At 30.6% G+C, this 23,008-nt stretch carries 26 protein-coding genes; 3 read left to right on the forward strand and 23 right to left on the reverse strand.

All coding sequences use genetic code 11. From position 1 onward, the window contains the following. Positions 1–170: 170 nt before the first annotated feature. The 5 genes from plsX to pta all read right to left on the reverse strand — a co-directional run bounded on the left by plsX (position 171) and on the right by pta (position 4,328). Positions 171–1,175, reverse strand: a complete 1,005-nt coding sequence (plsX, locus tag CLLI_RS05935; RefSeq protein WP_106063300.1) for a phosphate acyltransferase PlsX — start codon at positions 1,173–1,175, stop codon at positions 171–173. Positions 1,176–1,309: 134 nt separating this feature from the next. Further along, positions 1,310–1,492, reverse strand: a complete 183-nt coding sequence (gene rpmF, locus CLLI_RS05940) for a 50S ribosomal protein L32 (protein WP_106063301.1) — start codon at positions 1,490–1,492, stop codon at positions 1,310–1,312. Between the two features lie 13 nt (positions 1,493–1,505). Beyond that, the gene (locus tag CLLI_RS05945) at positions 1,506–2,006 is read right to left on the reverse strand and encodes a YceD family protein (RefSeq protein WP_106063302.1); all 501 of its coding nucleotides are present in this window, start codon (positions 2,004–2,006) and stop codon (positions 1,506–1,508) included. Positions 2,007–2,085: 79 nt separating this feature from the next. Then, the gene (locus CLLI_RS05950; protein ID WP_106063303.1) at positions 2,086–3,282 is read right to left on the reverse strand and encodes an acetate kinase; all 1,197 of its coding nucleotides are present in this window, start codon (positions 3,280–3,282) and stop codon (positions 2,086–2,088) included. Positions 3,283–3,329: 47 nt separating this feature from the next. After that, entirely contained in the window at positions 3,330–4,328 is a 999-nt protein-coding gene (pta, locus tag CLLI_RS05955; protein ID WP_106063304.1) for a phosphate acetyltransferase, read from the reverse strand. A gap of 278 nt (positions 4,329–4,606) precedes the next feature. Here pta and CLLI_RS05960 point away from each other — a divergent pair, with 278 nt between their 5' ends. Both CLLI_RS05960 and ylbJ read left to right on the forward strand, forming a co-directional pair. Continuing rightward, a complete protein-coding gene (locus CLLI_RS05960) occupies positions 4,607–5,821 on the forward strand; it encodes a nucleotidyltransferase (RefSeq protein WP_106063305.1) in 1,215 nt (404 codons plus the stop codon). 61 nt (positions 5,822–5,882) lie between these two features. Further along, complete coding sequence (gene ylbJ / locus CLLI_RS05965) at positions 5,883–7,049, forward strand: sporulation integral membrane protein YlbJ (RefSeq protein WP_106063306.1); 1,167 nt, start codon at positions 5,883–5,885, stop codon at positions 7,047–7,049. Position 7,050: 1 nt separating this feature from the next. Here the strand turns inward: ylbJ and CLLI_RS05970 are convergent, their stop codons facing one another. The 7 genes from CLLI_RS05970 to CLLI_RS06000 all read right to left on the reverse strand — a co-directional run bounded on the left by CLLI_RS05970 (position 7,051) and on the right by CLLI_RS06000 (position 13,235). Then, positions 7,051–7,578: an ATPase gene (locus tag CLLI_RS05970; protein ID WP_106063307.1), complete on the reverse strand. Its 528-nt coding sequence runs from the start codon at positions 7,576–7,578 to the stop codon at positions 7,051–7,053. Between the two features lie 15 nt (positions 7,579–7,593). Beyond that, positions 7,594–8,073: a pantetheine-phosphate adenylyltransferase gene (gene coaD, locus CLLI_RS05975; RefSeq protein WP_106063308.1), complete on the reverse strand. Its 480-nt coding sequence runs from the start codon at positions 8,071–8,073 to the stop codon at positions 7,594–7,596. A 1-nt stretch (position 8,074) separates the two neighbouring features. Next, positions 8,075–8,632, reverse strand: coding sequence for a 16S rRNA (guanine(966)-N(2))-methyltransferase RsmD (rsmD, locus tag CLLI_RS05980; protein WP_106063309.1), 558 nt, complete (start codon positions 8,630–8,632; stop codon positions 8,075–8,077). 141 nt (positions 8,633–8,773) lie between these two features. Beyond that, positions 8,774–8,992 carry a small, acid-soluble spore protein, alpha/beta type gene (locus tag CLLI_RS05985; RefSeq protein ID WP_106063310.1) on the reverse strand — a complete coding sequence of 73 codons (219 nt, stop codon included), beginning with the start codon at positions 8,990–8,992 and terminating at the stop codon, positions 8,774–8,776. Positions 8,993–9,119: 127 nt separating this feature from the next. After that, positions 9,120–11,168, reverse strand: coding sequence for an ATP-dependent DNA helicase RecG (recG, locus tag CLLI_RS05990; protein WP_106063311.1), 2,049 nt, complete (start codon positions 11,166–11,168; stop codon positions 9,120–9,122). Positions 11,169–11,221: 53 nt separating this feature from the next. Further along, a complete protein-coding gene (locus CLLI_RS05995) occupies positions 11,222–12,871 on the reverse strand; it encodes a DAK2 domain-containing protein (RefSeq protein WP_106063312.1) in 1,650 nt (549 codons plus the stop codon). 13 nt (positions 12,872–12,884) lie between these two features. After that, complete coding sequence (locus tag CLLI_RS06000; protein WP_106063313.1) at positions 12,885–13,235, reverse strand: Asp23/Gls24 family envelope stress response protein; 351 nt, start codon at positions 13,233–13,235, stop codon at positions 12,885–12,887. A 210-nt stretch (positions 13,236–13,445) separates the two neighbouring features. On the opposite strand from CLLI_RS06000, the gene rpmB reads away from it, so the two are divergent. Further along, a complete protein-coding gene (gene rpmB, locus CLLI_RS06005; RefSeq protein WP_027623420.1) occupies positions 13,446–13,637 on the forward strand; it encodes a 50S ribosomal protein L28 in 192 nt (63 codons plus the stop codon). A 76-nt stretch (positions 13,638–13,713) separates the two neighbouring features. Here the strand turns inward: rpmB and spoVM are convergent, their stop codons facing one another. The 11 genes from spoVM to fmt form a co-directional block, all read right to left on the reverse strand. After that, complete coding sequence (spoVM, locus tag CLLI_RS15110; protein ID WP_146127076.1) at positions 13,714–13,785, reverse strand: stage V sporulation protein SpoVM; 72 nt, start codon at positions 13,783–13,785, stop codon at positions 13,714–13,716. 18 nt (positions 13,786–13,803) lie between these two features. Then, positions 13,804–13,965: a hypothetical protein gene (locus CLLI_RS14460; RefSeq protein WP_170063652.1), complete on the reverse strand. Its 162-nt coding sequence runs from the start codon at positions 13,963–13,965 to the stop codon at positions 13,804–13,806. 102 nt (positions 13,966–14,067) lie between these two features. Next, positions 14,068–14,703, reverse strand: coding sequence for a thiamine diphosphokinase (locus CLLI_RS06010; protein WP_106063314.1), 636 nt, complete (start codon positions 14,701–14,703; stop codon positions 14,068–14,070). After that, positions 14,700–15,353 (reverse strand): ribulose-phosphate 3-epimerase, encoded by a 654-nt coding sequence (gene rpe / locus CLLI_RS06015; RefSeq protein ID WP_106063315.1) that lies wholly within the window; start codon positions 15,351–15,353, stop codon positions 14,700–14,702. The genes CLLI_RS06010 and rpe overlap by 4 nt, the downstream gene beginning before the upstream one ends. Continuing rightward, positions 15,350–16,216, reverse strand: coding sequence for a ribosome small subunit-dependent GTPase A (gene rsgA, locus CLLI_RS06020; protein WP_106063316.1), 867 nt, complete (start codon positions 16,214–16,216; stop codon positions 15,350–15,352). The genes rpe and rsgA overlap by 4 nt, the downstream gene beginning before the upstream one ends. Before the next feature lie 34 nt (positions 16,217–16,250). Beyond that, complete coding sequence (gene pknB, locus CLLI_RS06025) at positions 16,251–18,197, reverse strand: Stk1 family PASTA domain-containing Ser/Thr kinase (RefSeq protein WP_106063317.1); 1,947 nt, start codon at positions 18,195–18,197, stop codon at positions 16,251–16,253. Next, entirely contained in the window at positions 18,172–18,918 is a 747-nt protein-coding gene (locus tag CLLI_RS06030; protein WP_106063318.1) for a Stp1/IreP family PP2C-type Ser/Thr phosphatase, read from the reverse strand. Before CLLI_RS06030 ends, pknB begins: the two co-directional genes overlap by 26 nt. A gap of 21 nt (positions 18,919–18,939) precedes the next feature. Further along, positions 18,940–19,971, reverse strand: coding sequence for a dual-specificity RNA methyltransferase RlmN (gene rlmN / locus CLLI_RS06035; protein ID WP_106063319.1), 1,032 nt, complete (start codon positions 19,969–19,971; stop codon positions 18,940–18,942). A gap of 8 nt (positions 19,972–19,979) precedes the next feature. Next, the gene (gene rsmB, locus CLLI_RS06040) at positions 19,980–21,305 is read right to left on the reverse strand and encodes a 16S rRNA (cytosine(967)-C(5))-methyltransferase RsmB (RefSeq protein WP_106063320.1); all 1,326 of its coding nucleotides are present in this window, start codon (positions 21,303–21,305) and stop codon (positions 19,980–19,982) included. 68 nt (positions 21,306–21,373) lie between these two features. Then, positions 21,374–22,060, reverse strand: a complete 687-nt coding sequence (locus tag CLLI_RS06045; protein WP_106063321.1) for a zinc metallopeptidase — start codon at positions 22,058–22,060, stop codon at positions 21,374–21,376. Between the two features lie 12 nt (positions 22,061–22,072). Further along, positions 22,073–23,002: a methionyl-tRNA formyltransferase gene (fmt, locus tag CLLI_RS06050; protein WP_106063322.1), complete on the reverse strand. Its 930-nt coding sequence runs from the start codon at positions 23,000–23,002 to the stop codon at positions 22,073–22,075. Positions 23,003–23,008 lie beyond the last annotated feature (6 nt).

The following is a 23,008-nucleotide window of genomic DNA, read 5'->3' on the forward strand; positions in this document are numbered from 1 at the left end:
TTAAAATTGTGTGTCTAAAAGCCTTTTTGTCATACAGTAAATTAAATTCATAATGTTTTTCTATCCAAATAAGCACTTTTATTACAACCCCTAGTAATTGTTAATTATTGTTTTTCGAATACACTAATCTTATACTTAGATAATATTACATAATATCCATACCGTCAATATTATTGAATATCATTTATTTTTATTAGTTCTTCCTTAATATCCTCAATAATATTATTATTACGGAAATTAACGCATTGCCTTATAGCATTTTTAAAAGCTATTTTATCAGAGGCTCCATGGGCTTTTACACAAATGCCTTCTACCCCTAAAAAAGCTGCTCCGCCATATTCCTTATAATTAAATTTCTTTTTTATATTTTTAAATACAGACTTTAAAAACAATCCCCCAATTTTCCCTGAAAGGGACCCCATTATTTCAGTCTTTATTATTTCAAACAAATTAGAGGCAGTTCCTTCATACATTTTAAGCACTGTATTACCCACAAAACCATCACATACTAAAATGTTAACTTTTCCCGTAGGTATATCCCTAGGTTCCACATTTCCAACAAAATTCATACCTGATTCTTTTAATAATGGATATGTAGATTTTGTCAATTCATTTCCTTTTTCTTCTTCTACCCCTATATTAACCAATCCAATTGATGGATTATTAATATTTAGTATCTTCTCAAAGTATATCTTTCCCATTAGAGCAAATTGTAGCAAGTTTTTAGGCTTGCATTCTGCATTTGCTCCTACATCTATAACCATAAAAGGAGCATTCCTTCCAGGCATTATAGGAGCTAAAGCCGGCCTATCTATTCCTTTTATCCTGCCTACTATAAAAAGCGATCCTGCCATAAAGGCTCCTGTGCTTCCCGCTGATATTATAGCATCCGCCTTTTTTTCCTTTACTAGATTCAGTGCTTTGACTAGGCTTGAATCCTTCTTCTTTCTTATGGCCATAACAGGAGATTCATTAAGAGATATTACTTCCTTTGCATCCACCACTGATATTTTACTTTTATCATAATTATATTTGCCCAATTCTTTATTTATTATTTCTTCTGGTCCAGTAATAATAAAATTTAAATCATTATTTTCTTTCAAAGCATCTATACAACCAGCTATTGCTTCTACTGGAGCAAAATCTCCTCCCATACCATCCACTGCAATTATCAATTTTCCCTTCACTTCCTTTCAGTATAGAAGTTAAGCTCTATTATAATGTAAAAGTATATACTATACTTTTACTAAATACAATAGATTTGGAAATGTGCTTTGTAAAAAAATAAAAGAAAGTCAAAAGACTTTCTTTATTTTTCAGTTGCAATAACTTCTTTACCATTATAGTAGCCACAGTTCTTACAAACTCTATGTGCAAGTTTCATTTCGTGACACTGAGGACATTCAACCATTCCTGGTACACTTAGTTTGAAAGTCTGAGCTCTTCTTGAATCTCTTCTTGCTTTTGAAAATCTTCTAGCCGGATTTCCCATGGTATACACCTCCTTAATTAGATGAAAAGAAATCTTTAAGCCCTGCCAATCTAGGATCTATATCCTGGTTCACACAATTACAACTAGAATTATTTAGATTTGTACCACAGATTTGACACAAGCCTTTACAATCCTCTTTACAAAGTTTTTTAATTGGCAAAGATAATATAATATTATTTTCTACAATTTCTGTGATGTCAATAGCATCACTATCTATAAAGATGTAATCATCATCTTTATTAACATTTTCATTAGAGAATTTTTCATGAATATCAATATGAATATCTCTAACAAATCTTTCCAAGCATCTTGAACAAATCAGCTCTATCTTGGCAGTGGCAGTAGCGTCAAGGTATAACATATCACCTACTAAACTTAGCGCACCTTCCAATTTAACAGGTCCAACAAAGCTAATTGGTTCCCTACCATCATAGAACCCTTTCTCTAATATAGTAAGATCAATATCCTTTTTTGTAATGTTTTTCTTTAGTAAATCAGATACATCAATTTTCATATTACTCACCTCAATGTATTAGCCACAATTTATTATATAAAGATGAGGATTAAAAGTCAAGGTTTATTTACAACTTATTCTAAGCCTTTATAATTTCTTCAGTATCTCTTGCTATCATAAGTTCTTCATCTGTTGGTATAACAAACACCTTAACCTTTGAATCATCGGTGCTTATAACCTTAGCAAATCCTCTTCCTTCATTGTTCTTCTTTTCATCTATGTTTATACCTAAGAATTCTAATCCTTTACAAATTTTACTTCTGCTTGATGGATCATTTTCACCAAGACCTGCGGTAAATACAACACAATCTACTCCACCCATTACTGCTGCATAAGATCCAATATATCTTTTTATTTTGTAATGGAATACATCTAATGAAAGCTGTGCTCTGTGATTTCCTTCTGCTGCTGCCTTCTCAATATCTCTAAAATCACTGCTTACTCCTGATATTCCATAAACTCCTGACTTTTTATTCATAAGGTTATTTACTTCTTCTATAGATAGATTTAATTCTTGCATTAAATAAGTAATAATAGCAGGGTCAATACTACCGGATCTTGTTCCCATAGCTACACCTTCAAGTGGAGTAAAGCCCATACTTGTTTCTACAGATTTTCCCCCATCTACTGCACAAAGGCTTGCACCATTTCCAAGATGGCAAGTTATTATTTTTAAATCACTTATATCCTTTCCCATCATATCCGCAGCTACTTTTGATACATATCTATGAGATGTACCATGAAAACCATATTTTCTTATACCATACTTTTTATATAATTCATATGGAATAGCATAAATATAAGCATATTCAGGTATAGTCTGGTGAAATGCTGTATCAAATACTGCTACCATTGGCGTATTTGGCATTAATGCTTTACATGCGTTAATGCCAATGATGTTTGGTGGATTATGTAACGGAGCTAATTTTATGCAGTCTTCTATGGATTTCATAACTTCATCATCTATTAAAACAGAGTTAGCATATTTTTCTCCTCCATGAACAACCCTATGTCCAACAGCTGCTATTTCTGACATATCCTTAATTACACCATGTTTTTTATTTACAAGGGCACTTAAAACTAATTTTATTGCATCCTTATGATCCTTCATAGGTTCTTCTATTACGAACTTTTCACCATTAGCCTTTTGAGTAAGTATTGAACCCTCAATTCCAATTCTTTCAACTAATCCTTTAGCTAAAGCATCTTCATTTGCCATATCAATTAATTGATATTTTAATGATGAACTACCACAGTTTATAACAAGTATTTTCAATTTAAATTCTCCTTCCAATTAACTATTTTATAATATATTAATTAGGCCTAGTTTGCCTGAGCCTGCACAACTGTTACAGCTACTACATTTACAATGTCCTCAGCACTACATCCTCTTGATAAATCGTTTATTGGTTTTGCAAAGCCTTGAGTTATAGGTCCTATAGCTTCAGCATTTGCAAATCTTTGAACTAATTTATATCCAATGTTACCAGCCTGTAAATCAGGGAATATTAAAACATTAGCTTTTCCTGCTACTGGACTATTTGGAGCTTTTAAATTAGCAACCTTTTCAACTATAGCTGCGTCTAATTGTAACTCCCCATCTATAGCTAATTCTGGTCTCATTTCCTTTGCTAGTTTTGTTGCTGTAGTAACTTTATCTACTAATTCATGACTTGCACTTCCCATAGTTGAGAAAGAAAGCATGGCAACCTTTGCATCCATACCACATAAATTTTGGGCTGTGTCTGCAGTAGTTATAGCAATTGATGCCAACTGTTCTGCAGTTGGATTTGGATTTACTGCACAATCTGAAAATAATAATAAACCATCTTCCCCATATTTTGATCCAGGTACTAACATAATAAAGAAACTAGAAACAACTGATACTCCAGGGGCACTCTTAACTATCTGAAGACCTGGTCTTAAAAGATCTCCTGTAGTATGTATTGCACCAGATACCATTCCATCTGCATCATCCATTTTAACCATCATTGTTCCAAAATATAATGGGTCTAACATCATTTTTTCAGCTTTTTCTAAAGTCATGCCTTTCTTTTTTCTTAATTCGTAAAAAGTATTAGCATAAGCTTCTTTTTTATCTGAAGTTTCAGGATCAACTATTTCTGCGCCTTCTACGCTTACTCCTAATTCTGAAGCCATTTTCTTAATTTTATCAGCCTTACCTAAAAGTATTATATCTGCAAGCTTATTTTTAATTATCATCTCGCAGGCTTTAATGTTTCTTTCCTCTTCACCTTCAGCAAGTACAATTTTCTTTTTGTCGGATTTTGCCTTACTCCAAATTTCTTTCATAAATTCCATAATAATTTCTCCCTTCGGTTATTTTTCAACTACACACATATATAATATAAGTCTTTTTATGCGGCATTTTCAAGTCCAATATGAAAAATTTTTTATAGTTTATATGATAGATATACATATTATTGACATAAATTTTTAAAAAAAGTATAGTATTTTTAAAAAAACATGTTAAATAATTATCAATGTTTGTGTATTTTGAAAAATTGTATATAATATTCTTAATAAAACTTAACAATATATTGACTGTAAATCAACAATGAAATATGGAGGTTTTAAAATTGAATATATCTGGAATTGTAGTTGAATATAATCCTTTTCATAAAGGCCATTTATATCATATAAATAAAACTAAAGAAATTACAAACTGTGATGCAGTAATTGCTGTAATGAGTGGTAACTTTATGCAAAGGGGAATCCCCTCCTTTATTGATAAATGGACTAGAGCAAAGATGGCATTACTTAATGGTGTAGATTTAGTATTTGAACTACCAGTGTTATATAGCTTATCTTCCGCTGAGTTCTTCGCTTATGGAGCTACTAGTCTGCTAAATAGTACAGGAGTAGTAAATAACCTTTGCTTTGGCAGTGAATCAGGGAACATAGATGAAATCATGAATATTTCAAAAATTCTTTATGAAGAACCCGAAGATTTTAAATTCTTATTAAAGTCCTATTTAAATAAAGGCATTACCTATCCTTTGGCAAGATCTAAAGCATTGAAAGAATATTTAGCAAATACAGAAAAAACTTGTCTTCACTTTAACAATTTTTTAGGTTCTTCTAACAATATTTTAGCTACAGAATACTGCAAAAATTTATTAAAAATAAATAGCAAAATTATTCCCTATACAATAAAAAGACAAGGAAATGATTATAATTCACTAAAATTTGGTAATAAGTTTTCCAGTGCTACTTCCATAAGAAATTACATAAGACACAATGATGATTTAAATTTATTAAAAGAATATGTACCAGATAATGTACTAGAAATAATAACTAAATTAAAAAATTCAAATTATTCCTTTGTTTTCGAAGATAAATTATTTGAATATATAAAGTATAAATACTTTCTTGACGGAAATACCATGGAAAATATTCCAGATATTTCAGAGGGACTGCATAATAGAATATATAATGCTTTAACAAAAGCTAATTCTTTTACGGAGCTTGTAGAAGCTGTAAAAACCAAAAGATATACTTATACGAGAATTAGTAGAATACTTTGTCAGTACTTTCTAGGATTTGATTCCTTAGACACTTATAGTTTGAGAAAAGCACCTTGTCCCTATGCTAGAATTTTAGGCTTTAATGAAAAAGGGAGCAAAATATTAAAGGAAATGAAAAATAATTGCACCATACCAATATACACTAAAATTCCAAAAGAAATAAACTCTACTTTAAATCTTGATATTAGAGCTACTAAATGTTACAGTTTGCTAAATAGCAGTATTGACCCTCTATCAGATTATAAAAAAAAGCCCATTATATTATAGTAATAAAATAAACCCCTCCAAATATATATATATTAAAGTATTGTTATTTGAAGGAGTCGCTTTGAGAATATTATTATATATTTTAATAATGGCCATATTTATTTTATTAGCACTATTACTTAAAGATAAGTCTTTGATCATAACTATAATATGTTCACTAATAATAATTAGTTTTGTGCTAAATCCAATGGTATGTATTAAAGGCTGCATATCTGGAGCCTCTTTATTTTTTTATAAAGTCTTTCCTTCACTTTTCCCATTTTTAATTATATGTAATATTATGCTTTCTTATAATGGTGTATATATTTATTCAAAAGTTTTTGGAAAACTATTATGTTATCCTTTAGGATTGCCTTTAAATTGCAGCTTTGCTTTAATAGTAAGTATTTTATGTGGTTATCCTTTAGGAGCAAAATACAGCTGTGATTTATATGAGAAAAAAATAATCGATTATAAAACCTGTGAAAGGCTTTTAAATATTGCATCAAATCCTAGTCCGCTGTTTATCATAGGTTCCGTTGCTACCTCTATGCTGGGTAATACTAATATAGGATATGTGCTCCTTTTAGCCTGCTATATTTCCTGTATTATAATTAGTTTTATTATACCTGGCAGGGTCCATGGGAAAAAATTTAATGATAAAAAAAACATTTCCCAAAGCTTTAATATTAACTTAGGAAATGTTTTGAGGGATTCTATTGATAACGGAATAAAAACCTCCTTATCTGTGGGAGGTTTTATAATACTATTTTCAGTAGTAAATAGTATTATAAAAAATAGCTTTATTTTTCATTTTATTTTAGAAAAAATATTAATTATATTTAAAATACCTAAGACCTTATCAGAAGGTTCTATTCTAGGGCTAATGGAAATGACAAACGGATGTAATACAATTTCCTCATGTAATATAAACTATGGAGTAAAATTATTGATTATTGGATTTCTATTAAGCTTCAGCGGACTTTGCATAATATGGCAATGTAATTCCTTTATGAGTAAACATGGATTTTCACTAATAAATTATAGCAAATATAAAGTAATTCAAGGATTACTTTGCTCCTTAGTTTCATATATATTATATTTACTATTATATAATAATTCCGTTGTAACTACTTTTAAAGAGAATATATCCATAAGCTATAATATTAATTTAATATTTATAACTGCTATTTTTTTATTATTCATATTACCAGTTATAACTTATAATCTAAAAAAACATATACAATAAATTATTTTTTCATATTCCTTAATTCTTTTATATTTTCTCTAATCATATTTGAAGTAGAACTAACATCAGAATTTATGCTCACTAAGAATTCTTCCATTTCATCTTTAATGCTATTTAACATTTTCCCACTGTAATCATTTACTTCCTTTTCCAACTGGGATAGAATCTCATCTGCATAGTCCCTGGCTCCTAATCTCATAACTTTAGCGTCTTTTTGAGCTGAGGAAATTATTTCTCCAGCTCTTATTTTTGCTTTCTTTGTTATATCATGATTTTCTATTTGTTTTTGTAGTAACTCTACATTTTCTTTTTTTAAAGTTTCAGCATCTCTTATTGCTTCACTTAATATTCTATCTTTTTCTTCAAAAACCCACTGTGCTTTTTTAAATTCAGCTGGTAAACAGTTTAATATTTTATCTATTACATCTAAAACTTCTTTTTTATCTACCATAACCTTACCAGTCATAGGCACTTTAGAAGAGGTGTCAATTATCTCCTCAAGGTATTCAATTAGTTTAATTACATCCATAATTTATCCCCCTATTTACTTATGCATCTTGTACATAACTTCATCTACTATCTCATCAGGCACAAGACCATTTATGCACCCCCCAAACATAGCTACTTGCTTTACTGAAGATGAACTTAAAAAAGAATATTTAGCATCTGTCATCATAAATAAAGTTTCTATATTAGAATTTAACTTTTTATTCATTAATGCCATTTGAAATTCATATTCAAAATCCGAAACTGCTCTTAACCCTTTAATAATAACATTTATATCTCTTTCCTTCATAAAATCAACTAAAAGTCCAGTAAAGCTTTCTACTTTTACGTTTGGAATATCCCTAGTAACTCTTCTTATAAGTTCTTTCCTTTCTTCTATAGAAAATAATCCTTTTTTATCTGGGTTAACTAATATTCCAACAATAACTTTGTCAAAAACCCTGGAGGCTCTTTTTATAATATCTAAGTGGCCGTTTGTTATAGGGTCAAAGCTTCCCGGATAAACTGCTATGTTCATTCTAGTCCTCCTTGTACCTGTATAAGCAGATTGTTGTATTACCATATTTCCTATGATCCACTAAAGCAATCCTATCAGTACCATTATAAATTTCTTCTGAAGAGTCTATTTTTGTTACTATTAGTCCATCTTTCACTAATAGATTATTTTTATCTATTACTTCCATTGCTGGTGAAATCATATTTCTTGAATAAGGAGGATCTATAAAAATCAAATCAAAAATTATTCCTTTTTTAGTAAATAAATTTAATGCCTCATAAGAATCCATATTTAAACATTTACATTTATCTTCAAATCTTAAACTGATAACATTTTGTTGTAAATATTTAAATGTAGTATCACCTTTATCTATAAGATAACATTCTTTAGCTCCCCTGCTTACTGCCTCTAGACCTAAACTTCCTGTTCCCGCAAATAAATCTAGTGCCTTTGTTCCATATACATCATTTTGTATTATATTAAATATGTTTTCTTTTACCCTATCTAAAGTTGGCCTTGTTCCCACACCTTCTGGAGATAATAGCTTTCTGCCTTTAGCAAGACCTGCAATAATTCTCATAATGTTTCCTCCTTGCTTATTATAACTATCGGTTTATGTCTATAATATTTTAGCATATTTATTTATTTTATACAAAGATATTTTAATATAACAAAAATAAGGGAGATAAACTAACCTCCCTTATTTCTTAAATATTTTCATTCATAGAGTTTTTTTAGCCATAGCCATTTCCGTCTCTCTTTTTACTATAAATCCCCCTACAGTTCCATTACCCCATGAACCCATGCTATTAAAGATTTTATCTTTAGCAGCTTTTTCTGATATTTCATCAGCAAATTCATGATTAAATTCCTGTAGGGCTGCTTTATCTTTTGGTATCTCCAAATCATCGTTTCCTATGAGAGATTTTCCTCTATTCATGACGTAACACCTCCGATTTCAAATTTTGCTTTTAAACCATCGGTGTACTTTTATATTGCCCATTATTTTAAAATAATAATCTAGTAATTATCTACAATTTTTCAATATAATTTATTAAAGTGAGGACTTAGTTAAAACAAATATATCTTGAATTATTCTCCATTTTGCTCACAATATATTTTAAAATTTTCTTATCTTCCTCATTATTACTTTTTAATATATTTCTAGCTTCCATATTTGATTTTTTTAATAAATCTATATCATCTACTATATTACACAGGATAAATCCTTCTTCTCCACTCTGTCTAAATCCAAATATTTCTCCAGTACCTCTTATTTTTAAATCCTGTTCTGCTATGTAAAATCCATCATTACTATTTACTATAGTTTCCATCCTTTTTTTCGTAATGGAATTTTTTATATCTCCTATAAGTATACAGTAGGATTTTTCTCCGCCTCTTCCTACCCTTCCTCTTAATTGATGCAATTGTGCAAGCCCAAATCTTTCGGCATTTTCTATTATCATCAATGTGGCATTAGGCACATTGATTCCTACTTCAATAACCGTAGTAGATATAAGAACCTTAATCTCATTATTTTTAAATCTATCCATTATTTCATTTTTTTCCTTAGGACTCATTTTACCGTGCAATATAGAAATATCTATATTTTTAAAGTATTTCTTTTTTAACTCCTCATAGAGAGATTCTACAGAAGTCAATTCCAAATCTACATTTTCTTCTACTAATGGGCAAACTACATAAACCTGCCTGCCCTTTTGGATTTCCTTTAATGCAAAGTTATAAGCCCTTTTCTTTTCTTTTTTATTTATATAGTAAGTGTCAATTTTTTGCCTTCCTGGAGGCAATTCATCAATTATGGATATATCTAAATCACCATATAAATATAAGGATAGGGTTCTTGGTATTGGAGTAGCTGTCATAACAAGTACATCTACATTTTCACCTTTATTAAATAATTTACTTCTTTGCATTACCCCAAATCTGTGCTGCTCATCTGTTATCACAATACCTAATTTATTAAACTCCACATCATCTTCTATTAATGCATGAGTTCCTATTATTATATCTATAGTTCCTTCTTTTAGTTGATTTTTTATTTCTTCCTTTTCTTTTTTTGAAGTACTGCCACAAAGTAACTTTATATTTAAATTAAAGTCATTTAGCACATTACTTACCTCAATGTAATGCTGGCTGGCTAATATTTCCGTAGGGGCCATTAACACTGCCTGATATCCATTTTTAACAACATTGAACATAGCAATTATGCCAACAATAGTCTTTCCACTGCCCACATCTCCTTGTACCAATCTATTCATAGCTATAGGTGCTTTTTCATCTATAAGTATTTCCTTCACTACTTTGCTTTGAGCCTTAGTTAGCTGAAAAGGCAGTTTCCCCTTCAATTCTTTTAATTCTGGAACTATTTTGAATCCTATACCTTTATTATTCATATTTCTATATTCTTTAAGCATTAATATCTTTAATGAATATGTAAAAAGTTCTTGAAATTTAAGTCTTCTTTTAGCTTCATAAAGAGTATTTGTATTTACAGGGTTATGTATATTTCTTATAGCACTATCTAAAGAAGTAAAGTTATATTTATGAATAATCCACTGTGGTAAGTTTTCTTCTATTTCTACGCTTGCCAATACTTCTTTTACCAATTTAATAATAGTATTGTTTTTTATATTTCCTCTAAGTGGATATACTGCTATGATGTATTTTTTATTTTCATTTATCTTTATATTTGTATCCTTTAATATTGTTGGATTCACTAATATGCTTTCTCCATTAAAAATATCCGCTCTCCCTTTGAGAGTATAGTTATTATTTATTTTAAAATAATTTTTTATGTAAGGCTGATTAAACCATTTGCATTTAAATATACTGCCTCCACTTTCAAATACCACTGTAGACAAAACTTTACCAGTTTTTGTTCTTATATCCTTCTTTAATTCAATTACCCTGCCCCGTAGCATAACTTCCCCTTTTGATGTTACATCATTTATGCTGTCACAGATTAATACTTCTTTATAATCCCTAGGAAAGTATAAAAGTAAATCCATTATATTAAAAATACCGCATTTATTTAAAGCTTCCAAAGTTTTAGGCCCTACGCCTTTTATACAGCTAATATTACTGTATACGTCCATAAATATCACTCCAACTTTAAAATTTACTAAATAAAAAAAGCCTAAAGGCTTTTTTATTCTACTGAGAAAATGAAATAGTATAATGGTTGTTTACCATTATAGAATTGTATATCTAAATCTTCATATTTTTCTTCTAATCTCTTCGTAAATTTATTAACTTCTTCTTCATTACAATCCTTGCCATAGAATATTGTTATAAGTTCACTGTCCTCTGTAACCATATCAGCTATCAAATTGCTGCAAACTGTAAACATATCACTACCTATTTCTTCAATTTTACCTTCTCTTAAACCTAATATATTTCCTTCTTTTATGGCCTTACCATCCACTTCAGTATCTCTTACAGCATAAGTAACGGAACCAGTTGTCACATTTTTAATAGCTTCCTTCATATTATTAACATTTTCTTCTGCTTCCATTTCAGTATTAAAAGATGTAATAGCAGTAATTCCTTCAGGTATACTCTTTGTTGGAATTATGTATACGTTTTTATCTGCTAATTCTGCTGCTTGAGTAGCTGCCATTATAATATTTTTATTGTTTGGTAATACAAATACATTTTCTGCATTTATTTTCTTTATTGCATTTAGTATATCCTCTGTACTAGGATTCATAGTCTGTCCGCCCTCAATAACAAAATCTACTCCTAGATCCTTAAAGATATTTGTTATTCCTTCTCCTAGAGCTACAGATACAAAAGCATATTTCTTCTTTTCCATGGTTTCTTCCGATGAATCATTGGCACTTTCTTTTTGGTCAATTGGATATTCATCCTCTAAAATATGTCTATGTTGTTCCCTCATATTATCAATTTTTATTTTTGAAAGAGGACCTAATTTAATAGCCTTTGATAGTATAAAGCCTGGATCATTGGTATGAATATGAACTTTAACTAATCCATCTCCTCCAACTACTATCATTGAATCTCCATGAGGTTCTAAATCTTTTCTAAATTGTTCTATATTTATATTGTCTGCCATAATAAAGAATTCAGTACAATAACCAAATTTAATGTCCTGCTCTCCTAAAGTTTTTGCAGCTGAAATATTAGTAGCTTTTATTTCTCCTTTATTTACAGTTAAAGATTTTAATCCCTTCTCTAATGCTTCGTACATTCCTTTAAGAATAATAAGAAGTCCTGCTCCACCTGCATCTACTACCTTTGCCTGCTTCAAAACTGGCAGCATTTCAGGAGTCTTATCTAAAGTTATTTTGCTTTGCATACATACATCATTCATCAATTCAGTAATGTTTTTAGCTTTGCTTTTTGCTGCAGCGTCTCCCGCAGCTTTAATTATGGTTAGAATAGTTCCTTCTGTAGGTCTCATTACAGCCTTATAAGCTGATTTAGAGCCTTCCATTATACTATTTGCAAATTCCTCTACGCCAACCTCAGCCTTATCTTCTAACCCCTTAGCAATACCTCTAAATATCTGGGATAATATAACACCCGAGTTACCCCTTGCACCCATTAGTGCTCCTTTTGCAAGGTTTTTAGAAATTTTGCCTATAGTTTCCCCTTCCATTCCTTGAATTTCTGTAACTGCAGATTTAAATGTCATAGACATATTTGTTCCAGTATCACCATCAGGAACTGGAAATACATTCAAGGAGTTCACATATTCCTTTTCTTCCTCTAATTTATTGCTTCCGTTTATAACCATATTATAAAAACACTTACCATCAATTGTTATGTACTCCATTTAAGTTACCTCCTTAGACTCTAACACCTTGAACATTTACTGTAATATTTGAAACCTTTAATCCTGTATAATTTTCTACGTTGTATCTTACTTTCTGTATTATATTACTAGCAATTACAGAAACTTTAGTCCCGTATTCAACGATTATATATAATTCTATAGATAATTTATTATCTTTAGAATGAACCTTTACACCCTTACTTAGGTTTTCACCTTTTATTAATTCCCATAATCCATCTGTAGCATTCTTAGAGGCCATTCCAACTACTCCATAGCATTCCATAGTTGACACTCCTATAATATTGCCTAATACTTCTTCAGAATAATTAATATATCCATAATCATTTGAAATGTTACCTATCATATTAACCCTCCTTATATGTAAATCCATAAACTTATTTTATATTAAATGCAAAATTTATTCAAGGAAATATATGATAAATCTTTTAATATCAATATTAATGTTTAAATTTTATAATATACTTGCAAAAATTATATATTGTATGATAAAATGATATAGGTTTGAATTGAGAAGATTTAACTCTTTTCAGTTTATAAAGGAGGTGTTTTCAAAATGTCAAGAAAGTGTGAAGTTTGTGGAAAAGGCGTTGTAGCTGGTGTACAGTACAGTCACTCACATCGTCAGTCAAAAAGAACTTGGGCTCCAAACATAAAAAAGGTAAAAGCTATAGTCGAAGGAACACCTAAAACTATACATGTTTGCACAAGATGCCTGCGTTCCGGTAAGGTACAGCGTGCTATATAAGATAAAGAATGCAATTGTGAACCAATTGCATTTTTTATTTTTTTGCAATATAAAAAACCACTATTAATTTTATGTTCTATGATTTTCTAAATATAAATTTTATAAAAGAGGACAAAAACTTAGGTAATTTAATAGCTACAATCTTCATTTAATAACACCTCTGTAATTATTTATTGTGTTGAATCAAATACCACCCTACATATATAAGCCCTGCACCAACTGCTATAATCCATCCCCATATAGGGATAATAAACGTTAATAATATTCCTGCTCCTATAGCCCCTACAACATATCCAGCTTTTTTCTTCCATTTATCCATTTTACCCATGATATTATCCCTTATAAATTACTTATGGTAATATTATATGCAATGTTCTAAAAGTTGTTACACATACTATTATTGGGAAATTTAAACTTATCTGTACTCTGATTAGTCCCTGCTCTGTATCACCAATAAAAGCCCTTCTTTAAAATCTATTGTAGCTTTTTCTTCTATAATTTCATTAGACACTCCTAGTGATTCTCCTAATTTTAAATTGTAATCTTTTAAAGGATATTTAGCTCCTAATAAGGTAATACCCTTCACTTCTCCTCCATAACTAAGCAAAGAAAAATATTTGTAGCCATAAGCCTCTATAATAATAGGCTTATGTACTAATCTTATTAAATTATTTTCATCTCTGATATAGCATTTTATTCCTAATTGTAAACATCTAAGCAATAATCCTATATTGCCCAACATATGATCTATTCTACTGCCTGTACAGCCTAAAAAAGCTATTTCATCTGCTCCTAATTCTATGGCTTTGCTTAGGGCAGCATAGGAATCAGTGAAATCTTTTTTCTCTGGAAATTTTTCTATAGTTACGTTTTCCTTTTTATAATGCTTTAATATTTCCTTATCTATAGAGTCAAAATCTCCAAGGATTATATCTGGATTAATTCCATATTTATAAAGGATATTAGTACCCATATCCGCAGAAATTAGTTTATCACAATTTTTTAATTCCTTTTTAATTAATTCATAACAGGGAGGATTTCCTCCTGAAAGGATTACTATTCTCATTTTGCAGCCTCTTTTAAGTTATTAATATTTTCTTCTATGTTTCCATTTTTAAATACTGCAGAACCTGCTACTATATATTCCGCACCGCTTTGTACAACTTCTTTAATATTATGTACATCTATGCCTCCATCTACTTCAATAATAAGATTTTTATTGTACTCTTCTTTTAATTCATTAACTTCTTTTATTTTTTTAGAAGCATAGCTTATGTATTTTTGTCCCCCAAATCCAGGGTTCACGGACATTATTAAGACCATGTCTAAAGAAGGTATTATATCCTTTAAAACACTAACAGGAGTACCTGGGTTTAAAGCTATTGCAGCCTTAACTCCAAAACTTTTAATATAATTTATAGTCCTATCTATGTGTCTATCTGCCTCATAATGTACAGTAATTATGTCTGCTCCCGCCTTTACAAAGTCCTCAATATATCTTCCTGGCTCTTCTATCATTAAGTGTACATCAAAAGGTAATTTTGTAATATTTCTTATACTTTTTATAACTGGAATTCCAAAAGATATATTTGGGACAAACATTCCATCCATTACATCTATATGTACTACATCTGCATTACACATTTCTAACTTCTTTACATCTTCACCTAACTTTGAAAAATCTGCTGACAGTATTGATGGTGCTATTTTTATCATTTGTTATTTCTCCCCTTTATTTTTTCTTCTATTACTTTAATATAAAATTCATATCTTTTCTTATGTATTTTTCCTTCTTCTACTGCTTTCTTTACTCCGCATTTTGGTTCTTTATAGTGAAGGCATCCAGAGAATTTACATCCATTTGTATAGTCTGAAAACTCCGGAAAGCATGCTTGAACTTCTTCTTTTTCTATGAAATCAGTACTTAATGAAGAAAATCCAGGGGTGTCTACTAAAAAGCCTCCTTCTATTTCAATAAGCTCACTATGTCTTGTAGTTTGCTTTCCTCTTTTAAGTTTTTCGCTTATAATTCCTGTTTCCATAATGTCTCTTCCTGCTAAACTATTTAAAATAGTCGACTTTCCAACCCCTGATGGTCCACAGAGTACTGTAACATTATCCTTTAACTTTTCTCGTATTGAATCTATGCCATAACCTTTTTTTGCATTTAAGAATATGGTTTCATAACCTGCACTTTGAATCATGGAAACTATCTCTTCATTTTCCCATTGCTGAAGCAAATCTATTTTATTAAAACAAACTATTGATTTTAAGCTATTATATTCACAAAACATAATAAATCTGTTTAACAGATCCTCATTAATGTCAGGGTTTCTTAAAGCAAATACCACTAACGCCTGAGTAACATTAGCTACTGCAGGTCTAATGATCATATTTTGTCTTTCATTAATTTTGTCTATGGTTCCTTTACCGTTAATTACTTCAATTTCTACTCTATCACCTACCATAGGGGTAAGTTCATTATGCCTGAACTTACCCCTAGCTTTACATTCTATAATTTTATCTTCAACTTTAACATAATAAAATCCGCCTATACCTTTTATAATAATTCCCTGCATATTCCCTCCTGGTTATTCTAAAAATAATCCTAATCTATTGATTATTTGGGGTATCTGTACTTTGTGATCCATCTCCAGTGTTTTTATCTTTATTTTTGTCTGTATTTTTGTCTTTATTATTATCGGTACCACTGCCAGTACCACTGCCAGTACTACTACCAGTATTGCTACCAGTACCACTACCAGTACTACTACCATTTCCATTATTAACTTTACTATTGTCCCCTTGAACTGTTCCTGATGTTGCACCGCCTTCTTTACCTGTCTGCTTTGGAGGCTGCTCTTTATATATATAATAGCTAACACTAACTGAAGTACCTTCTTTTACCTGAGCATTAGCCTCTATACTTTGCTCAAATATCTTTCCATCTAAGGTTTTATCTGATGTTTCAACTGCCCTTGGTGTTCCTAATTTAAGATTTGAGTTTGCAAGCAGATTTCTAGCTTCTTCTAAAGTCTTGCCATTTAAAGTAGGTACTGCAGAATATTTTACTTCTGGTCCGTTGCTTACTACTACATCTACTTTTGAATTAGCCTCTATTTGACTATTTTTAGCTGGATTTTGACTTATTATGCAGTTTTTAGGTATATTTCCGTCATACACATATTTTACATCTCCAAGTTTTAAATTATATCTATTTAAAATATCCTTAGCCACATTTAAATCTATTTCAGTTAAATCAGGAACTGTTAACTTTTCCGAACCTGCACTTATAATTACCCTAACTTCAGATTTAGGCTTAACGGAAGTTCCTGGATTTGGGAATGAACTTATTACTGTTCCTTCAGGTTTATCGCTCTTTTCAGTACCGCCTACCTGAAACACCAGTCCTTTATCTTCCACTAATTTTTTTGCTTCATCTTTACTCTTCCCAATTACATCTGGCACAGTTACTGTTTGTGCCAAACCATTCCTCTTATTAAATAGAATATAACCTGTAGCAAATCCAATAACTAACACCAACACTATAGCTGTAATCATGACTATTGTTTTTTTCTTTTTATTATTTAATGGCTTTTTTTCTTCTTCTTCCCCTTCCTCTTCTTCATCAAAGTCTTCTTCATCAATAAATTTATCTTTATCATCTAAATCATTTACATTAACAGCATCCATTACTCTTGTTCTATCTTCATCAAAGTCTGCAGAATTTGAATTGACTTGTTCATTGTTTTTAACTTTGTTTAAATCTTCAATTAATTCCTTAGTGTCCTGATATCTTCTAATGGGCTCTTTTTCTATACATTTTAAAATTACATTGTTAAAATTATCTGGAAGATTTGGTCTCAATGTTTTCGGAGGCACCACTGGCTCCTGAATATGTTTCAAAGCTACAGAAACAGGACTATCTGCATCATAAGGTACTTTCCCCGTAACCATTTCATACATAACAATACCTAGTGAATATATATCGGTCCTGCAATCTACAAATCCCCCCTTGGCTTGCTCTGGAGAAAAATAGTGAGCAGAACCAATTACCTTAGAAGTATTAGTTATAGTAACCGAATTAGTAGCCTTAGCTATTCCAAAATCAGTAACTTTTACTCTTCCATCTTCCGTCACTAGAATATTGTGAGGCTTTATATCCCTATGTACAATATTGTTTCTATGGGCACACTGTAATGCCTTTGCTATTTGCATAGCTATATCTACCGATTCGTCTACGTCTAAGCTCCCTTTCCCTCTTATAACCTCTTTTAAAGTCTTTCCCTTTACATACTCCATAACTATATAATTTATATCATTTTGAGAACCTACATCATATATATTTACTATATTATTATCTGAAAGGCTTGCTGCCGCAGTAGCCTCTCTTTTAAATTTCTCAACAAATTGTGCATCCTTTGAAAACTCTTCTTTTAATATTTTTACAGCTACATATCTATTAAGTAGATGACATTTTGCCTTGTATACCTCTGCCATGCCACCTTCACCAATTTTCTCTAAGAGTTCATATCTATTTCCAAGTAAAGTACCTATCATCTTTACACTCTCCTTCAAATACAATAACTGATATGTTATCTCTTCCGCCTTTCTCCTTACTTAATTCTACAAGAACCCTACAAGATTCTTCATTACTATATTTTTTTATTATATCACACATTTCTCCCGGGGTAACATCATTTGTTAATCCATCAGAACATAATATTATTTTTTTTATATTTGATAAATCTAATTTATAGGTGTCAACTAAAACAGTAGAATTAGTACCCAAGGCTCTTGTTATAATATTTTTATTTGGGTGAGAGATGGCTTGCTCTTCCGTAATACTGCCATTGTCCAATAACTGTTGAACTAAGGAATGATCCTTAGTTACCTTTTTAATTTCATAATTTTTATCAATTATATAACAACTGCTGTCGCCTACATTGGCCACTACAACTTCTTCATCTCTAACAATGCAGGCTGTTACTGTGGTTCCCATTCCTTCAAATCCATTATTTTTTTCGCTTAATTCATGTATTTTTTCATTAGCAAGTTTAATGGAACACTCCAATTCTACTTTTACATCTTCTATATTAATTTTCTCCTTAAAATATTGTAGAATTGTATCCACTGCCAATTTACTTGCCACTTCTCCTGCATTATGTCCCCCCATGCCATCTGCAATTACATAAATGCCTATATTATTATCTGTATAGTAACCAACAGAGTCTTCATTAACTGTTCTGTAATTTCCTACATCTGATAATATACCCACCATAATATACACACCTCTCCAATCTTATTTTCCCTCTTCCAAATAGCTCCTTCTAAGTTGGCCGCATGCAGCTTCTATATCTGCTCCCATTTCTCTTCTGATAGTAGTTTCTATGCCATTTCTTATTAATATATTACTAAATTTTTTAATATCTTCCGCGGAAGATTTTTTTAAAGTATTCTCTTTTATTTCATTTACAGGAATTAAATTAACGTGGCATAGCATTCCTTTAAGAAGCCTAGCTAATTCTTCTGCATGTTCCCCTCTATCATTTACCCCTTTAACAAGAGCATATTCAAATGTTATTCTTCTGTTGGTTTTTTCTATATAATTTATACAGGCTTTTAATAATTCTTCTATACTATATTTGTTTGCAACAGGCATTATATTCCTTCTCATTTCATCATTTGGAGCATGTAATGATATTGCTAAAGTGATTTGAAGATCTATATCTGCCAGTTCTATAATTTTTGGCACAACTCCACATGTTGATAATGTTATATGTCTTTGGCCTATATTAAGACCATTTGGAGAGTTAACAATTTCTATAAACTTTAATACATTCTCAAAATTATCTAAAGGTTCACCGCTTCCCATCATGACTATGTTAGATATTTTCTCACCCATTTCTCCTTTGGCTGCTAAAATCTCCCCTAGAATTTCTCCTGAAGTAAGATTCCTAACCATACCTCCTAAAGTAGAAGCACAAAACTTACATCCCATTCTACACCCTACTTGCGTTGATACACATATAGAATTACCATGCTTATACTTCATTACAACAGATTCTATTATATTTCCATCTTTATATTTAAAGAGAAATTTATAAGTATCCCCATCTTTGGATTTATATTCTTTTACCATCTCTGGTATGCTAAAATAAAAATTACTTTTTAATTTTTCTCTTGTGGATATAGGTAAGTTTTTCATATCATCGAAATTATAAATTCCCTTATATATCCAGTCAAATACCTGTTTTCCTCTAAAAACACTTTCTCCATTTTCCTTCATCCAATTTTTAAGTTCTTCTAAATTAAAATCTAATATATTTATCATGTAAACACCTACCTAATTTTTTTTAGTTTTGCAATAAAGAATCCGTCCATGCTTTCGTTAGGTAGAATAGTAATTGTGCCTAGCTGGCTATAAATTAAATTATCTAAATTGCCATAAAAAATAGGTTCAACTTTAAAACTAGGGAACTTATCCATAAACCACTTTATATTTCCTTCATTTTCCTCTTTATTTAATGTACAAGTAGAATAAATAATTATACCATCTTCTTTTACATAGTGAGCAGCATTAGTTAGTATTTTTCTTTGAGTTCCTATTATGGATTTAAGATTTTTTAAATCTTTCGTGTATTTTATTTCAGGTTTTTTTCTTATAATTCCTAAACCTGAACATGGCACATCTATTAATACTCTATCTGCTGTTTCCTCAAATTTATGATTATATAAAGTTGCATCCATAGTGTCTAAAAAAATATTTGTTATACCTAACCTATATGCATTTTCTTTTATTAAAGACAATTTGTTTTCATGAATGTCAAAGGCTAATACCTTGCCTGTGTTATTAATAATTTCGGAAATATGTGTAGCCTTTCCTCCAGGAGCACTGCATAAGTCCATTACATTCATATTATCAGACAAATCCATTGCAGGGGCTACTAGCATGGCACTTTCATCCTGAACCGTTATAAACCCTTCCTTAAAAAGCGGATTTTTTTCTATATTTCTTCCCTTTATTATTTTGATAGCCTCAGGGCATATTAAGCCTTCCTCAATATTGTAATGATTCTCAGACAGCTTATTCCATACTTCCTCAAAATTTCCCTTTAAATTATTCACTCGTACAGTGACACTAGGAATTGTATTTAACCCCTTAAGTATATTTACACCTATTTCTAAGCCATACTGCTGAACAAATAATTTTACCATCCACTTTGGAAAAGAATACTCAAAGGAAATTTTATCAAGTTCATCTCCTGTACAATAATTTATATTTTCACTTCTTAGGTAATTTCTTAAAACTCCATTTATTAGTTTAGAAGCTCCTTTGGACTTATTTTTCCCTAACTTAACACATTCATTAACTGCTGCAAATGCTGGTATTTTATCTAAATATCTTATCTGATAAATTCCAATCCTTAGTATATTTAAAACATAATTATCTAAATTTTTTATACCGTTTTTAAGATGATAATCAAGTATTTTATCTATAGTATACTTATACTTTAGTGTTCCATAAACAATTTCTGTAACTAAAGCTTTATCCTTATCTCCCAGATTATGTCTGTTAAGTTTATTATTTATTGCTATATTAGAGTAAGCATTTTTATTTAGTACTTCCTCTAATATGTCCAATGCAATTTTTCTACTACTTTCCATATGCCACCTCAATTTTTGTATACATAAGAAAGTTGTATGGCAAAAAACCATACAGCTTCTCTGTAACTTTAATTATCTCTTCTATTGTTACTTAAAATAATAAGTCTTAATAATTGTGCTATTGCAGTAATTGTTGCTGCTACATATGTCATGGCTGCTGCACTAAGTACAGATTTAGCTCCTTTAATTTCATTTCCATATAATATTCCTTTATCTTCTAATAGTATTAAAGCTCTATTTGAAGCATTAAACTCAACAGGTAATGTAACAAGTTGAAATATTACTGCTGCTGAAAATAATATAATTCCCATGTTTAAAAGATTAGGTAATCCAAAGAAAAATCCTAGGAAAAATAGTATCCAAGATAGATTTGAGCTAAAATTAACTATAGGCACTATTGAATTTCTTATTATAAGTGGAGAATATCTTTCTTGATGCTGAAATGCATGCCCAGTCTCATGAGCCGCAACTCCGATAGATGCTACAGAAGTACTATAATACACATCTGAAGAAAGTCTCATAACTCTATTTGTAGGATCATAATGGTCTGTTAATTTACCTGAAATAAGTTCCACAGGGACATCAAAAAGTCCATGGCTGTCAAGTAGCTTTCTAGCAACCTGTGCCCCTGTATACCCACCCATACTATTTATCCTAGAGTATTTATTAAAAGTAGATGTAATCTTCATTTGTGCCCATGCAGAAATAATTAATGCTGGGATTAAAACTATAAAACTACTATCATAATAAAACATATAACTCCTCCTTTAGCACAAAACTAATCCTGTATTTATTGTATTTCCCTTAATATAATCTTTTACATACATAGGTTTCTTAGAAGGAAATTGTATCTTTTTTATCAATAAAACCCCTGAACCTGTAGATACCTTTATACCATCATTTGATACATCCATAATATATCCTGGTTCAAAATTACTATTTTCTTTTAAAACCTGGGCTTCGTATATTTTCATTACCTCACCATTATAATGTGTAGAGGCTAATGGCCATGGGTTTAATCCTCTAATTAAATTATTTATCTTTTCACCGCCTTTAGTCCAATCTATCTTTCCTGTTTCCTTACTTAACATTGGAGAATAACAAGATTTATCATCTTCCTGCTTAATTCTTTTTATTTTCCCATCCATTATTCCCTTTATGGTATTAACAAGGAGCTCTCCTCCCTGTTCCATTAATTTATCATGAAGTTCCCCAGCAGTCATACTATCTGTAATTTGGGCTTCACTTTTTAGTAACATGTCTCCAGTATCTAAGCCTTCATCCATAAACATAGTGGTATTTCCACTTACCTTTTCACCATTTATTATAGCCCAATTTATAGGTGCGGCACCCCTATATTTAGGAAGTAATGAAGCATGTAAATTAATACATCCATATTTAGGTATTTCCAATATTTCCTTTGAAAGAATTTGTCCATAGGCTACTACTATAATAAAATCTGGAGCTATATTTTTTAATTCCTCAATGGTTTCTCTGTCCTTCTTTAATTTTTCCGGTTGAAAAACCTTTATATCATGCTTAACTGCCACTTCTTTTACTTGTGACATGGCTAATTTTTTTCCCCTTCCCTTCGGTTTATCTGGCTGGGTAAAAACAGCCTCTACATCAAATTTCTCTATAAGAGCTTCTAGGGCTGGTACAGCAAATTCTGGTGTACCCATGAAAACAATCTTCATAAATGT

Source organism: Clostridium liquoris (assembly GCF_002995785.1).
Classification (GTDB): domain Bacteria; phylum Bacillota; class Clostridia; order Clostridiales; family Clostridiaceae; genus Clostridium_AO; species Clostridium_AO liquoris.